The 14,066-nt window shown below is 70.3% G+C and carries 14 protein-coding genes; all 14 read left to right on the top strand.

Annotated elements, in window-relative coordinates:
- The first annotated feature begins 69 nt into the window (after positions 1-69).
- The 14 genes from ABD401_RS08700 to ABD401_RS08635 all read left to right on the top strand — a co-directional run bounded on the left by ABD401_RS08700 (position 70) and on the right by ABD401_RS08635 (position 13,968).
- Positions 70-834, top strand: a complete 765-nt coding sequence (locus ABD401_RS08700; protein ID WP_344603675.1) for an enoyl-CoA hydratase/isomerase family protein — start codon at positions 70-72, stop codon at positions 832-834.
- On the top strand, positions 831-1,643 hold the full coding sequence (locus ABD401_RS08695; RefSeq protein ID WP_344603673.1) for an enoyl-CoA hydratase/isomerase family protein: 813 nt from the start codon (positions 831-833) through the stop codon (positions 1,641-1,643). The genes ABD401_RS08700 and ABD401_RS08695 overlap by 4 nt, the downstream gene beginning before the upstream one ends.
- A 26-nt stretch (positions 1,644-1,669) precedes the next feature.
- Complete coding sequence (locus tag ABD401_RS08690; protein ID WP_344603671.1) at positions 1,670-2,944, top strand: cytochrome P450; 1,275 nt, start codon at positions 1,670-1,672, stop codon at positions 2,942-2,944.
- 36 nt (positions 2,945-2,980) lie between these two features.
- The gene (locus ABD401_RS08685) at positions 2,981-3,388 is read left to right on the top strand and encodes an SCP2 sterol-binding domain-containing protein (protein WP_344603669.1); all 408 of its coding nucleotides are present in this window, start codon (positions 2,981-2,983) and stop codon (positions 3,386-3,388) included.
- Positions 3,378-4,184, top strand: a complete 807-nt coding sequence (locus ABD401_RS08680; RefSeq protein ID WP_344603667.1) for a hypothetical protein — start codon at positions 3,378-3,380, stop codon at positions 4,182-4,184. The genes ABD401_RS08685 and ABD401_RS08680 overlap by 11 nt, the downstream gene beginning before the upstream one ends.
- Before the next feature lie 2 nt (positions 4,185-4,186).
- Positions 4,187-4,714, top strand: coding sequence for a nuclear transport factor 2 family protein (locus ABD401_RS08675; protein WP_344603665.1), 528 nt, complete (start codon positions 4,187-4,189; stop codon positions 4,712-4,714).
- On the top strand, positions 4,714-5,880 hold the full coding sequence (locus ABD401_RS08670) for an acyl-CoA dehydrogenase family protein (RefSeq protein ID WP_344603663.1): 1,167 nt from the start codon (positions 4,714-4,716) through the stop codon (positions 5,878-5,880). Before ABD401_RS08675 ends, ABD401_RS08670 begins: the two co-directional genes overlap by 1 nt.
- A 22-nt stretch (positions 5,881-5,902) precedes the next feature.
- Positions 5,903-7,309, top strand: coding sequence for a hypothetical protein (locus tag ABD401_RS08665; protein WP_344603661.1), 1,407 nt, complete (start codon positions 5,903-5,905; stop codon positions 7,307-7,309).
- Between the two features lie 2 nt (positions 7,310-7,311).
- Positions 7,312-7,671 (top strand): hypothetical protein, encoded by a 360-nt coding sequence (locus ABD401_RS08660; protein WP_344603659.1) that lies wholly within the window; start codon positions 7,312-7,314, stop codon positions 7,669-7,671.
- The gene (locus ABD401_RS08655) at positions 7,668-8,138 is read left to right on the top strand and encodes a hypothetical protein (protein ID WP_344603657.1); all 471 of its coding nucleotides are present in this window, start codon (positions 7,668-7,670) and stop codon (positions 8,136-8,138) included. The genes ABD401_RS08660 and ABD401_RS08655 overlap by 4 nt, the downstream gene beginning before the upstream one ends.
- A 70-nt stretch (positions 8,139-8,208) precedes the next feature.
- The gene (locus ABD401_RS08650) at positions 8,209-10,125 is read left to right on the top strand and encodes a branched-chain amino acid ABC transporter permease (RefSeq protein WP_344603655.1); all 1,917 of its coding nucleotides are present in this window, start codon (positions 8,209-8,211) and stop codon (positions 10,123-10,125) included.
- Between the two features lie 23 nt (positions 10,126-10,148).
- Entirely contained in the window at positions 10,149-11,642 is a 1,494-nt protein-coding gene (locus ABD401_RS08645) for an ABC transporter substrate-binding protein (RefSeq protein WP_344603653.1), read from the top strand.
- A gap of 47 nt (positions 11,643-11,689) precedes the next feature.
- The gene (locus ABD401_RS08640; protein ID WP_344603651.1) at positions 11,690-13,243 is read left to right on the top strand and encodes an acyl-CoA synthetase; all 1,554 of its coding nucleotides are present in this window, start codon (positions 11,690-11,692) and stop codon (positions 13,241-13,243) included.
- Positions 13,244-13,269: 26 nt separating this feature from the next.
- Positions 13,270-13,968, top strand: coding sequence for an ABC transporter ATP-binding protein (locus tag ABD401_RS08635; protein ID WP_344603649.1), 699 nt, complete (start codon positions 13,270-13,272; stop codon positions 13,966-13,968).
- Positions 13,969-14,066 lie beyond the last annotated feature (98 nt).

Here is a 14,066-nt window from a genome sequence, read left to right as displayed (position 1 = left end):
CGTGAAATGTACTGTTCACTACATTCTAATGTACTGAACGCTACATTCGCCGGTCAACGAAGAGGTTCCATGTCGAGCGTGAGCACCACGGTGGCCGACGGGGTCGGCACCATCACCTTCACCCGCCCCGAGCGTCGCAACGCCCTCAGTCTCGAGCTGCTCGGCCAGCTGTCGGACGCCCTGGACGCCTGGAAGACCGACGACTCCGTCGCGGCGGTCGTGATCACCGGCGGCGAGGACGTGTTCTGCGCCGGACTCGACCTCGACCTGCAGTCGGGCTTCACCGACGAGACCCGGGCGGCCTACTCCGCCGCCTGCCTGCGCGCCTACGGCACGCTGCTCGACTACTGCAAGCCGACCATCGCGGCCGTCGGTGGCCCGGCGCTCGGTGGCGGCCTCGACATCGCGGTGTTCTGCGACATCCGCGTCGGCGCCGACAACGGCATGTTCGGCTACGCGCAGATCAAGTTCGGTCTCACGCCATACTTCTCGCCGCTGTGGCGCATCGTCGGCCTGTCCCAGGCGAAGCTGCTCACCTTCTCCGGTGACCGCATCGACCCGCAGGAGGCTCTGCGCATCGGCCTGATCGACCGGCTGGTGCCGGCCGGCACGGTCGTCAAGTCCGCAACCGAGCTCGCCCGCTCGATCGCCGAGACGACGACCGCGTCCGCCATGAACAACAAGGAGATGGCGCTGCGCTCCCCGGCGATGGACCCGATCTCGGCGCTGACCTACGAGACGTTGGCCTACAAGGAGGTCATCCGTCACCCCGAGGTCAACGAGCGCATCCAGCAGGCGTTCTCGAAGATCAGCTCCCGCGCGAAGAAGGCATGAGTCCGATGACCTACAAGTACATGAACGTCTCGGTCGAGAACGGCGTCGGCATCCTCCAGCTGAACCACCCCGAGAAGCGCAACGCGCTCGGGTGGGAGCTTCACGAGGACATCTGCACCCAGCTCGCCGCGTGGGCGTACGACGACGAGGTCGCCGCCGTCCTGTTCATCGGCAACGAGGACTACTTCTGCTCCGGTTGGGCGCTGGACGTCCTGCAGGGCACGGGCACCGCGCAGACCGGCAGTGACGAGCGCACCCGGTTCGTCGAGCTCGCCACGAAGTTGATGGTCGCGATCTACGACTACCGCAAGCCGACGGTGGCCGCGGTCGCCGGCGTCGCGCCCGGCTACGGCCTGGACGTCGCCAACATGTGCGACGTGACGATCGCGTCGGAGAACGCGGCGTTCGGCTCGACGCAGGTGAAGTACGCGATGAACGGCTTCTACCACGCGCTCGAGCGCAAGGTCGGCGCGCAGAACGCCCGGCGCCTGTACTTCACCGGCGACCCGATTCCCGCCGCCGAGGCGCTGCGCATCGGTCTGGTGAGCGAGGTCGTCCCCGTCGGCACCCTGCGCGAGAACGCCCTGCGCGTCGCGAAGCAGATCGCCGAGGCCGGCCCCGAGCTGCTCACCGTGCTCAAGGAGGTCGCGCTGCGGGCCGGGCACATGGACCCGGTCGGGGCGCTCAACTACGAGCTCCGCGTGACGGCCGACCTGGTCAGCCGCGACCTGTTCACCCGGCGCATCGAGGACGGCCTGGCCCGCCTGCGCGCCGGCCAGAGCAAGGCCACCGAGCGACTCGCGCGCTGACCGGATCGACCCGAGAGGAGGACACCGTGCCGACCACGCGCACCGACTACGACCCGCTGGACGTCTCGACGCTCGCGTTCTGGGCGCAGAGTGCTGACGACCGGGAGAAGGTCTTCGCCGAGCTGCGACGCAGTCGGCCGGTGTCCTGGCAGGCCCCGGTGCAGTCGATGCTGATGCCGGACCCGGACGACCCGGGGTTCTGGGCGATCACACGGCACGCGGACATCCGCCGGATCAGCCGGGACCACGAGGTGTTCTCCTCCTCGGCCGAGGAGTACGGCGGCGTCATGCTCGACCTGATGCCGCCGGACGTGCTGGAGGCGACCTCGTCGATCCTGATGATGGACAACCCGCGGCACGGGTTGATCCGTCGGCTGATCTCCTCGGCGTTCACGCCGCGGCGGATCGCGCTGATCGAGGATCAGATCGCGCGGCAGGCCAAGCAGATCGTGGACGACCTGCTGGCCGGGCCGGGTGAGGTCGACTTCGTGCGCGCGGTGGCCTCGCGGCTGCCGATGTGGACGGTCTCGGAGATGGTCGGCATCGACCCGGAGATCCGCGAGGAGGTCACGAAGGCTGCGAACGAGCTGGTCGGCTGGAACGACGACGAGCAGATCGACGTCGACGGCGACAACCTGATGGTGATGCTCAACGCGATGGGCGTGCTGCACAACGCCGCGTTCGACCTGTGTGAGCGGCGCCGGGCGCAGCCCGAGGACGACCTGATCTCGGCGCTGCTCGCGGCCGAGGTCGACGGCAAGAAGCTGACCGATGAGGACATCGCCGCGTTCTTCTGCCTGATCAGCGTGGCCGGCAACGACACCACCCGCCAGACCACCTCGTTCGCGATGAAGGCGCTGTGCGACTTCCCCGACCAGCGCGAGATCCTCGTCGCCGACTTCGACAACGTCATCGGTACCGCGGTGGACGAGTTCGTGCGCTGGACCTCCCCGGTGATGACTTTCCGCCGCAACGCGCGGGTGGACACCGAGGTCGGCGGTCAGCAGATCCTGGCCGGGGACAAGGTCGTGCTGCTCTACCCGTCGGGGAACCGGGACGAGTCGGTGTTCGCCGACCCGTATGCCTTCGACGTCACGCGCAAGGACAACGACCACGTCGGCTTCGGTGGGGGTGGGGTGCACTACTGCCTGGGCGCGCACGTGGCGAAGGTGCAGCTGCGCTCGATCTTCCGGGAGCTGCTCTTCCGGGTGCCCGACCTGCAGGTGGGGGAGCCGGAGTACCTGGTCTCGAACTTCATCCACGGCATCAAGCGGATGCCCGCCACCTTCACCCCGGCCTGAGCGCCGGACACTCGCCGGACTCAAGGAGACCCACTCATGCCTGGATTCGCCAGCGCCGATGAGATGCACCGCTACATCGGCAGCGTGTTCGAGGACGCCTTGGCCGACCCCGACCTCGGGGACAAGATGGCCGCGACCGGCCTGGTGCTGCGCGTGCACTGCACCGAGCCCGAGTGCGACCTGATCATCGATCTGCCGAACAAGAAGGTGATCGCCGGCACCGACGGGCCCGCCCCGGACGCGACGATGTCGATGAGCACCGAGACCGCCAACGCGTACTGGCAGGGCAAGGTCAACCTGCCCTTCGCCATGGCGCGCGGCAAGGTCAAGGTCGAGGGCCAGCTGACCAAGCTGCTCCAGCTCGCCCCCCTGACCCGCAAGCTCTTCCCCGGCTACGTCGAGCGCCTCAAGGTCGACGGACGCGAGGACCTCGTTGTCAGCTGACCTGGTCGCTCACGTGCAGGCCGAGCTCACCCCGCCACGCACCGACGTCATCACGGACGCCGCCGGTGCCTGGTTCGGTGCGCGCGTGCACCGTCCGACGGCCGATGTCGTCGAGGCGATCCTGCCGACCCCGGCACCGGGGACCGGCGGGTCCGTGTTCGCCCGCATGGTGCAGGGCGTGGACATCGCGGCCGGGGCCAGCGCGAACCTGGTCGTCGACCCCGCGGGAGCGGTGACCGCCGACATCGTGCTGCACGTGCTCGACCCCGACGCTCAGGGTGACCTGGTCTGCCGCGGCTCGATGGTGCGGGCCGGCCGGGCGCACGCCGTCGCCGAGGTGACGGTCGTGGACGCCCGCGGCGAGGTGGTCGGGGTGGCGACGGTGAACCACGGTGTCCGCGAGGGCATTCGCATGTACCTGCACGAGATCGAACCGGGTGGCACCTTCGACCTCGCGCCCTACCGGAAGGCCCCCCTCGGCCCGTTGGCCGAGGTCTTCCACACCGACGGCCAGATCGTTCTGAACGACCGCACCACGAACCCGTGGGGTGTCGGGCAGGGCGCGCTCATGGTGACGCTGGTCGAGCCGGCTGCGACGGAGGCCGGGCTGAGCCACATCGACGACTTCACCGTCCGCTTCATCGCCCCGGCGTCCGTGGGCCCGGTCCGGTTCGTCCGGACCTCGGTCACCGACCGCGCCACGAGCCGTCTGCTCGTCGGCGAGATCCGCGACCTCGGTGCCGATCGCACCGTCTGCCTGATCACCGCCGCCGGTCCCCGTTCCGAAGGAGCCTGACCATGACCGTGACGACGCCTCAGACCGGCGCGCAGACCGGCGCGCAGAGCGACGCGGCGTTCCTCGCCGACTTCGCGGACCGCTGGCTCGCCGCCTGGAACTCGCACGACACCGAGCGGGTGCTCGAGCTGCTCTCGGACGACATCCGCTGGGACGACCGCACCTTCTGGCCCGAGGTCATCGAGGGCAAGGAGGGCGTGCGCGCGTACACGGAGAAGATCTGGGAGGCGATGCCCGACGTGCAGTTCGCCGAGATCGAGCGCTTCTTCGCCCCCGACGCCCGCCGCGGCATCGTGCTCTTCCGTCAAACCGGCTCCGGGCCGGCGAAGCTGAACCCCGAGCGCACGTTCGACGCGCACGGGTGCGACATCTTCCTCGAGTTCCACGGGGACCAGCTGGGTTCGTACCTGTCCGCCTACGACATCGTCCCGATGCTGCAGCAGCTCGGCGGCCTCCCGCCGCGCGAGGGCAAGCTCGGTGGCGCGTACCTGATGAGCCTCGCCCGGGGCGCGCGCGGGAGTGGTGCCTGATGCGCAACCCGCTCGACGACCCGAACCGGCCGGTCTACGACTCCGACCACCGGCTCTTCCGCGACAGCGTCCGGACCTTCCTCAAGCGCTCCGTCGTCCCCTTCGACGAGGAGTGGGAGAGCAAGGGGATCATCGACCGCTCGTTCTACACGGCCGCGGGCGAGGCCGGGCTGCTGCTGTTCGGGACGCCGACCGAGTTCGGTGGCGCCGGGACGAACGACTTCCGTCTCAACGCCATCCTCGGCGAGGAGGCCGCGCGCGCCGGGATGTCGAGCGCGGGGCTGAGCCTCGCGCTGCAGAACGACGTCGTCGGCGCCTACATGCTCGAGCTGACCAACGCCGAGCAGCAGCAGCGCTGGCTGCCGGGCCTGACCTCGGGTGAGCTGGTCGGCGCGATCGCGATGTCCGAGCCGGGCACCGGCAGCGACCTCGCCGGCATCACGACCCGCGCCCGGCGCGAGGGTGACCACTACGTCCTCGACGGTGCGAAGACCTTCATCTCCAGCGGGCAGAACGCCGACCTGGTGATCGTGGTGGCCCGGACCGGCGACCACCCCCACCGCGGGCTCTCGTTGCTGGTCGTCGAGCGCGGGACGCCGGGCTTCGAGCGCGGCCGCAACCTCGACAAGATCGGCCTGCACGGCCAGGACACCAGCGAGCTGTTCTTCTCCGAGGCCCGCGTCCCGGTCGCGAACCTGCTGGGCAACGAGGGGGAGGCCTTCTCCTACCTGGTCAAGAACCTGCCGCAGGAGCGCCTGTCGCTGGCCTGCACGGCGCTCGGAGCGGCCGGTGGCGTGCTGTCGTCCACCTACGACTACGTCACCAACCGCAAGGCGTTCGGGCAGAAGATCGGCAGCTTCCAGAACAGCCGGTTCGTCTTCGCCGAACTGGTCACCGAGCTGACCATCGCCCGCACGTTCCTCGACGACTGCGTCCGGCTGCATGTGGCGGGCGAGCTCTCGGCCGAGCAAGCGGCAATGGCAAAGTACTGGGTCACCGAGCTGCAGGTCCGGACTGCCGACCGCTGCCTGCAGCTGCACGGGGGCTACGGGTACATGCGCGAGTACCCGGTCAGCCGTGCGTTCGTGGACGCCCGCGTCCAGACGATCTACGGCGGGACGAACGAAATCATGCGCGAGATCATCGGCCGCTCGCTGGGCCTGTGAGCGAATAGTGAGGACACATCAGATGCGTTCGCTGCGATCTACGCTGGCGGCCGGGGCCGCGTTGGCGGTGGCGGCCACCGGCGGGCTGGTCCTGCTCTCGTCGCCCGCCCAGGCGGACATCAACTACACCGGTCACGCGGAGGCCTACGGCTTCCGCGCGACGACGACCAACGACGCGATCCCGCTCAACCTGCTGATCGAGGGCGACGCCCCGATCGCGACCGCGGACCTGTCGTCGCTCGGCAACTCGCAGGCTCTCGCGGCCGCGCCGTACCCGGGCACCACCGCCGCGAACACCCCCGGCGCCGTCGGCGGCCTGTTCGGCGTCGCCCTGCCGAACTACCCGGTGGTGGCCCAGGCGAACGCCGGTGACGACCCCGCCGAGTTGAACTTCCCGGGCCTGACGCTGCGCGCCGACGCGGCTCCGACCCGGGCGGCGTCCGTCGCCACGATGGGCAGTGCGGCCACGGGCGCGGAGACCACCGCGATGGTCGACGCCACGCGGGAGAGCACCGAGGGTGTGAAGGCCGAGGGCAAGTCCCGCCTCGAGGCGCTGGCGCTGCTCGACTTCCTCCACATCGGCCGCGTCGAGTCGCGGGCGGTCGCCCTGCTGGACACGTTCGGCAAGCGGACCACCGCGTCCGACCTGCGGATCGACAACATCACCGCGCCGGGCCTGAGCTTCGCGATGCCGGAGAGCACGCCGGCCAAGGTGCCGCTCCCGAACCCCCTGCCGGGCACGCCGCAGCCGCCGACGCTGGAGTTCCCGCCGGTCGCGCTGCCGGGCGGCGGTTCGAGCTACAACGCGCCGGAGCTCGGCTTCCGCAACGGCCAGTTCGTCGTCACCTTCACCGCCGCCGGCGTGCAGCACTCCTCGCCGGTGCCGTTCGAGACCGTGGCCGCAGCCTTTGCGGCCATCGGGGTCGAGGTCACCTACCAGGCCGCGGTGCCGACTCCGAACGGCATCATCGCGCCGTTGCTCTCGTTCCGGACCGAACTGCCGGCGCCGCCGGAGAACCCGCTGGGCGTGAAGAGCTCGACCCCGGTCACCCTCGACCTCGGCCTGACCGCCGCGTCGATCGACGGCTCGGCCCTCGACGGGGCGGGAATGCCGATCAGCGGGGGAACTGACGCCACCTCAGGTGCTGCGGGTGGCGCGCTGCCGGACGGCATCGACGGCGCCGCGAACCCCGGTCTACTGCCGGGCACCGACCTCGGGGCCGTCCCGGGCGCCCTGCCCGGCACCGCTCCGGGCGTCGCGCCCGTCGGGGCGCCGAGCCCCGTCCAGCTCGCCGGTGGTCCGGGCATCGGGGGAGCGGGTTCGCCCTTCACCGACCTGTACGTCGTGTTCGTCGTGGTCGCGGCGGTCGTGCTCCTCGGGGCACCGCTCGTGACCGTCGTGGGATCGAAGATCGTGGGATCGAGGTAGTGATGGAGCTCCTGACGTGGCTGCGGACGCAGTGGGACCGGGCCGGGGCGGTCGCTCTGGCGCTGCTCGGCCTGCTCGCGCTCGGTCTGGGCTGGCTGGGTGCCAGTGACACCCCGCACCTGGCCATCCAGATCCCGTACTTCATCTCCGGCGGGCTGACCGGCATCTTCCTGGTCGGCTCGGCGGCCGCGCTGTGGCTGTCCGCGGACATGCGGGATGAGTGGCGGGAGCTGCGGCGCCTGCGGGTGTTGCTGGAGGAGGAGCGGGCGGAGCGCCTGGCCGCCAGCAACGGCATGACCGCGGCGCCGGGGGTGCGCGAGTCCGCGGACCGTTCCGAGCTGTCGGTGGGGCGGTCCCGTTGAACGAGCGCTATGCGCTCCCGGCCGAACCGCGTGATTCGTACCTGGGCACGGGGCTGTGGGGTCGGCGCGACCTGACGCTGCTGCTGGTGCCGTACGCCCTGGGCGCGGTGGGTCTCGTCGTGGCCTGGTACGGCAGCGCGAAGGAGGCGGACTGGCGCGACGACGCGCGCTGGCTCGTCACGGGCACCGGGTCGGTGACCCTGGCCGGTCTCGGGCTGTTGCTCTGGCTCGTTGCCGGCAAGCTGCGCATCGTCGCGGCCGAGCGCGCGGTCCGCACCGGTCTGCTCGAGCGCCGGGAGTCTCGCGCCGAGCGCACTGCGACGCAGGTCCTGCCGGACAGCAACTACGTCACCTGGCCGGGTTCGCGCCGGTTCCACCGGCCGTCCTGCCTGCTGATGTCGGGCAAGGAGGTCGTCGCGGCGACCGACCTGGCTGACCTCGGGGCGTGCGGGGTGTGTGAACCGTGAGCGAACGAAGTGAGCGAACCATCAACACCGAAGGCGGCCCCGCGAGGACGAAGTCCGTGGCGGTGACGCCGTGAGCGAGTACATCCCGTTCCTCGTCTTCGGGGTCACGACCGGTGCGATCTACGGCCTGTCGGCGATGGGCCTGGTGCTCACGTACAAGACGTCGGGTCTGTTCAACTTCGGCCACGGCACGCTGTCCGCGCTGGCGGCCTACCTCTTCTACTCCGCGCACGACCAGGCGGACATGCCGTCGTGGCTCGCGGCGATTCTCGCCGTCGGTGTCTTCGGTGTGCTCGGTGGTCTGGTCTTCGAGCGGTTCGCCGCCGCGCTCGCCGGAGTCTCGATCACGTACCGGATCGTCGGCACCGTCGCGCTGCTCGTCGGTCTGCGTGCGCTGATCGCGCTGATCTGGGGCGGCGCGTCGCGGGACTTCTCCTCGTTCCTCCCGCAGGAGGAGATGTTCACGGTCTCCGGGGTCGGGGTCACCGCGCAGCAGGTCATCATCGTGGCCTTCGGCACCGCGGCCGCGGTGGGACTGTTCCTGTTCTTCCGCCTCACCCGACTCGGTGTGGCCATGCGCGCCGTCGTCGACGACCCGAGCCTGCTCGCGATGGCCGGGGCTCGGCCCTCGCGGGTGCGCCGCGCGGCGTGGATCATCGGCACGACCTTCACCGCTGCGTCCGGTGTGCTGTTCGCCGAGGTGCAGCGTCAGGTGCAGGTCGACGTGCTGACGCTGCTCATCGTCCAGGCCTTCGGTGCCGCCGCCATCGCGCGCTTCTCGTCCCTGCCGCTCGCGTTCGTCGGTGGTATCGCCGTCGGCATCGTGCAGAAGCTGGTCTCCAAGGAGGCCGGCACCACGACGTGGCTGCAGGGCCTCGACCTGAACGTGCCGTTCCTGGTCCTGCTCGCGATCCTGATCTTCGCCCGGAAGGGGAGCCTGGCCGAGATCGGCCGGGACGTGAAGGCCCGCGCGATCGGTCCGAGCCGGTTCACCCCGGCCCAGCAGGGGATCGGGTACGGCGTCGGTGTCGTCGCGCTGGCCCTGTTGCCGGCGTTCGTCGGGACCCGCCTGCCGCTGTGGAACACCGCGCTCGCGCTGGTGTGCCTGTTCCTCTCGCTCAGCCTGCTGGTGCGGCTGTCGGGTCAGATCTCGCTGTGCCAGTTCGGCTTCGCGGCCATCGGCGCGGCAGGTTTTGGCCGGATGCTGGAGCAGGGGCTGCCGTGGGGCTTCGCGCTCGTCGTGTCCGCGATCGTCACCGGCGCGGTCGGTGCGCTGATCGCGATCCCGGCGATCCGCCTGTCCGGGCTCTACCTCGGCCTGGCCACGCTTGGCTTCGGGATCATGCTCGACCAGTTCTTCTACACGAAGGACTTCATGTTCGGGCTCTCGCAGCAACTGGCGACGCCGCGGCCGTCCGGGTTCACCTCGGACAAGGAGTACTTCTATCTGCTGCTGGCGTTCGCGGTCGCGGGTTCGATCGTCGTCCTGCTCGTCGAGCGGAGCCGGTTGGGCCGCCTCCTGCGTGCGCTCGCCGACGCCCCGATCGCGCTGAGCACGCTCGGTGCCGACCTGCGCATCACGCTCGTCATCATCTTCACGATGTCGGCGTCAATGGCCGGGATCAGCGGTGCGCTGTTCGCCGGACTGTTCGGCCGCGTCGGTGGATTCAGCTTCCCGGCGATCCAGTCGCTGCTGGTGCTGGCCGTGCTGTTCGTGGCGGGTGCCCGCCTGATCATCCCGGCCTTCGTCGCCCCGGTGCTGCTGTTCGTCCTGCCGGGCTACATCGAGAACAACGACGCGTTCCTGGTTCTGCAGATCGGGTTCGGCGTCATCGCGTTCGCGGTCGCGGCGCTCTCGTCCACGGACGTCGGAGCCCGCGTCGCGGCCGTCACCGACACCGACCGGAAGGTCGGACCCACCGACCGCCGGTTCAACACCCCCGCGGGCGAGGGGCAACGCCGCAAGCCCGCCCTCGCCTCGCACTGAGCATGTCGATCCAGGGAGACCCCATGACTACTGCACGACGGACCACACGGAGGCGCCTCGCCCGGGCGGGCGCCGCCACGCTGCTCGTCGGTGCCGTGGTGCTGACCAGTGGCTGCGGAACCCGCACGCCGATCGCCGAGATCGTCGCCGCGGAGGGCCGCGCGCCGGCCACGACCGGCGTCGACACGGGCCTGCCGGCCGACTCCGGTGACGTCGCCGCCCCCGGCGCCGTCGACCCGGGCGTTCCCGACCCCGGTGCCGTCGTCGACAGCGGGACCGCGCCGGGCGTGACCGCGCCGGGTGCGGGGACCGCGACCACCGCGCCGGACGCCAAGCCCGCCGCGGGTGCGGGCCAGGGTGCGAAGCCGGCGGCCGGTGGCGGCGCGGCGACCCAGAGTCAGACGTGCACGAAGGCGCTGGAGCCGATCCGCATCGGCCAGGTCGGCGGGTGGACCGGCATCGTCGGCAACATCCTGTCCCCGAGCCGCCTCGCCATGCAGGTGTGGGTGAAGGACATCAACGCCCGCGGTGGCATCGCGTGCCACCCGGTGCAGCTGTTCCAGGCCGACGACGGCTCCGACCCCTCGCGCGCTGCGGCCGCGGTCCAGGACCTCGTGCAGAACAAGAAGGTCGTCGCGCTCGTCGGCAGCCAGGCGCCGGTGTCGATCTCCGGCTTCGCGGCGAAGGTCAACCAGCTCAAGATCCCGGCCGTCGGCGGCGACCTGATCAACTTCGAGTGGAACCGGACGCCCTACATGTTCCCGCAGGGCGGTGACCTCGACGGCGACGTGCTCGGCGCCATCAAGGTCCAGGCCGACCGTGGGTTCAAGAAGGTCGCGACGATCTACTGCGTCGAGGCGAAGCCGTGCACCGACGCCGTCGGCGTCATCGACCGCGGCAAGGACAAGATCGGGATCACCGAGGTCTACAAGACCCAGGTCTCGATCACCTCGACCGACTACTCGGCGCAGTGCCAGGCCGCGAAGAACGCCGGCGCGGACCAGCTCCTGCTCGCGATCGACGCCTCGGCGATCAGCCGTCTCGTCCGTTCCTGCAAGGCGCTGAACTACACGCCGGCCCTCTCCACCTCGCCGATCGCCGTCGGTGGTTCGGTGACGAGCGACAAGAACGTCCAGGAGGTCACCCTCGCGGTCGGCTCCGCCACCGCGCCGTGGACCGAGAAGTCGACGCCGGCGCAGAAGCGCTACCACGAGGCGTTCGCGCGGTACGCGCCCGGCGTGGCGCCCGACGGTGCGAGCAACGTGGCGTGGGTCAGCGGTGAGCTCTTCGCCAAGGCGATCTCGAACCTCGGCGCCGAGGCGTCCGGCCCGATCACGACCGAGCTCGTGCTCAGGGGTCTCGGCACGATCAAGAAGGACAACCTCGGCGGTCTCACCATCCCGCTGACCTTCAAGTACGGGCAGGACAGTGCGGGTGCGTACCCGTGCTGGTTCCCCGTGCTGCTCACCACCAAGGGCTGGCAGGCGCCGCAGGGCAACAAGGCGTCCTGCCTCTGACCCCGGGCGTCCGCCCCACCGATCTGCCGATTCGCGAGGAGTAGTTGATGACGGGCCTGTTCTACCCCGGTGCGCACGTCGCCGAGAATCCGGACCAGCCGGCGGTCGTGATGGCCGGTTCCGGGGAGCAGCTGACGTTTGCTCAGCTGGATGCGTCCGCGCACGAGATCGCGCTGGCGCTCCGCGAGCTGGGCCTGGCGGTCCGCGACCACGTGGTCGTGTGGATGGAGAACCGCCTCGAGTTCCTCCAGGTGGCGTGGGGCACCCACTACGCCGGGTTGAACTACACGTTCCTTTCGACGCGGCTGACTCCCGACGAGGCGGCGTACATCGTCTCCGACTCCGGGGCACGGGTCCTGATCGTCTCGTCCGGTCTCGACGCCGACCGCGTCGCGAAGACCCGCGAGCTGGTCGGCCGCGAACTCCAGGTCGTGGTCGTCGGCGGTGAGACGAACGGCTGGCCGGCGCTGGCGGACCTCGCGGCCAAGCACGCGGGGGAGCGGCTCGTCGACCCACTGGAGGGCAGCGACCTCACGTACTCGTCCGGGACGACCGGACGGCCGAAGGGCGTGCTGCGTCCGTTCACCGGTCAGCCGCTGGGCACGACGCTGGTACCGGGCCGGATGGGCAAGGCGCTCCTCGGGATGGGCCCGGACACCGTCTACCTGTCGCCGGCGCCGATGTACCACACGGCACCGCTGCGCTGGTGCATGGACGTGATCGCGCTCGGCGGCACCGCCGTGATCATGGAGAAGTTCGACGCGGAAGGTGTGCTGGCCGCGGTCGAGAAGTATCAGGTGACGCACGCTCAGTTCGTGCCGACGATGTTCACGCGGATGCTCCGGCTGCCGGAGGACGTGCGCTCGCGCTACGACCTGTCGAGTCTGAAGGCCGCCATGCACGCGGCGGCGCCGTGTCCGCGGCCGGTCAAGGCGGCGATGCTCGACTGGTGGGGCCCGATCGTCCACGAGTACTACGGCGGGACCGAGGGCGCGGGCCTGTGCTGGGTCACGCCGCAGGAGTGGCTGGCGCGTCCCGGCACCGTCGGTCGCGCGGTGCTCGGCCGCGTCGAGATCGTCGGGCCCGAGGGTGAGGTCCTGGGTCCGAACGAGGACGGTCTCGTCTACTTCGCCGAGGGCAACACGTTCGCCTACCACAACGACCCGGACAAGACCGCGCAGGCGGTGCGGTCCGACGGCGCCTCGACGATGGGCGACATCGGCCACCTGGACGACGAGGGCTACCTGTTCCTCACCGACCGGGCGTCGAACATGATCATCACCGGCGGGGTCAACGTGTACCCGCAGGAGGCGGAGAACCTGCTCGCCACGCACCCGAAGGTCGCGGACGTCGCGGTCATCGGTGTCCCGAACCAGGAGTTCGGCGAGGAGGTCAAGGCCGTCGTCCAGCTCGCGCCGGGCGTCGAGCCGTCGCCGGAGGTGGCCGAGGAGCTCGTCGCGTTCTGCCGTGCCTCGCTCGCCGACGTCAAGTGCCCGCGCAGCGTCGACTTCCGTCCCGAGCTGCCGCGCGAGCCGACGGGCAAGCTGCTCAAGCGCCTGATCCGCGACGAGTACTGGGCCGGCGCGGGCACCCGGATCTGACGGCTTTTCAAGACGGGAGCGACGCGATGCTGGTCCTGCGTGACCTCACCGCCGGGTACGGCGCCACCACGGTGCTGCGCAAGGTGAACCTGATCGTCCCGCCCGGGTCGGTCGTCGCCCTGCTCGGCCCGAACGGGGCCGGCAAGACGACGCTGCTCCGCGCCGCGAGCGGTCTGCTGACCCCGAAGTCGGGGTCGGTCCTGATCGACGGGCACGACGTCACCGGCGCGGACCCGGACCGCCTGATGCGCCGCGGGGTCTGCCACATCCCCGAGGGTCGCGGGGTCTTCCGCAGCCTGACGGTGCGGGAGAACCTCGTGACGTTCAGCCGCCCGGGGGAGGAGGAGAAGGCGATCTCCTCCGCCGTCGAGGCGTTCCCCCGTCTCGGCGAGCGCATCAACCAGGTCGCCGGAACCATGAGCGGCGGCGAGCAGCAGATGCTCGCCCTCGCGCGCGCCTACGTCCAGAAGCCTCGCTTCGTCCTCCTCGACGAGGTCAGCATGGGCCTGGCCCCGAAGATCGTCGACGAGGTCTTCGAGTTCCTCGCGCTCCTGGCGAACCGCGGCGCCGCGCTCCTGCTCGTCGAGCAGTACGTCGCCCGCGCCCTCGACGTCGCGGACTACGTCTATCTGCTGAACAAGGGCGAGGTCGCGTTTGCCGGCGAACCCGACGAACTCGACGCCGACGCCCTCGCCGAGCAGTACGTCGGCTCCGCCGCCCACTGACGCGTTGAACAAGGGGTGACACCCCTTACTCCGCAGTAAGGGGTGACGCTCCTATGTCCCGTCAAGCCGGGTTGGGGCCTGCTTCGAGGAGTCGGTAG

Source organism: Sporichthya brevicatena (genome assembly GCF_039525035.1).
GTDB lineage: Bacteria > Actinomycetota > Actinomycetes > Sporichthyales > Sporichthyaceae > Sporichthya > Sporichthya brevicatena.
The sequence above is the reverse complement of the archived record's forward strand: the minus strand, read 5'-3'. Positions and strand labels throughout refer to the sequence as shown.

Excerpts from the sequence above, each read along its gene's own strand:
- ABD401_RS08665 (WP_344603661.1), top strand. The coding sequence starts at position 5,903 with ATGCGTTCGCTGCGATCTACGCTGGCGGCCGGGGCCGCGTTGGCGGTG.
- ABD401_RS08675 (WP_344603665.1), top strand. The coding sequence starts at position 4,187 with ATGACCGTGACGACGCCTCAGACCGGCGCGCAGACCGGCGCGCAGAGC.
- ABD401_RS08635 (WP_344603649.1), top strand. The coding sequence starts at position 13,270 with ATGCTGGTCCTGCGTGACCTCACCGCCGGGTACGGCGCCACCACGGTG.
- ABD401_RS08700 (WP_344603675.1), top strand. The coding sequence starts at position 70 with ATGTCGAGCGTGAGCACCACGGTGGCCGACGGGGTCGGCACCATCACC.
- ABD401_RS08645 (WP_344603653.1), top strand. The coding sequence starts at position 10,149 with ATGACTACTGCACGACGGACCACACGGAGGCGCCTCGCCCGGGCGGGC.
- ABD401_RS08670 (WP_344603663.1), top strand. The coding sequence starts at position 4,714 with ATGCGCAACCCGCTCGACGACCCGAACCGGCCGGTCTACGACTCCGAC.
- ABD401_RS08640 (WP_344603651.1), top strand. The coding sequence starts at position 11,690 with ATGACGGGCCTGTTCTACCCCGGTGCGCACGTCGCCGAGAATCCGGAC.
- ABD401_RS08660 (WP_344603659.1), top strand. The coding sequence starts at position 7,312 with ATGGAGCTCCTGACGTGGCTGCGGACGCAGTGGGACCGGGCCGGGGCG.
- ABD401_RS08685 (WP_344603669.1), top strand. The coding sequence starts at position 2,981 with ATGCCTGGATTCGCCAGCGCCGATGAGATGCACCGCTACATCGGCAGC.
- ABD401_RS08695 (WP_344603673.1), top strand. The coding sequence starts at position 831 with ATGAGTCCGATGACCTACAAGTACATGAACGTCTCGGTCGAGAACGGC.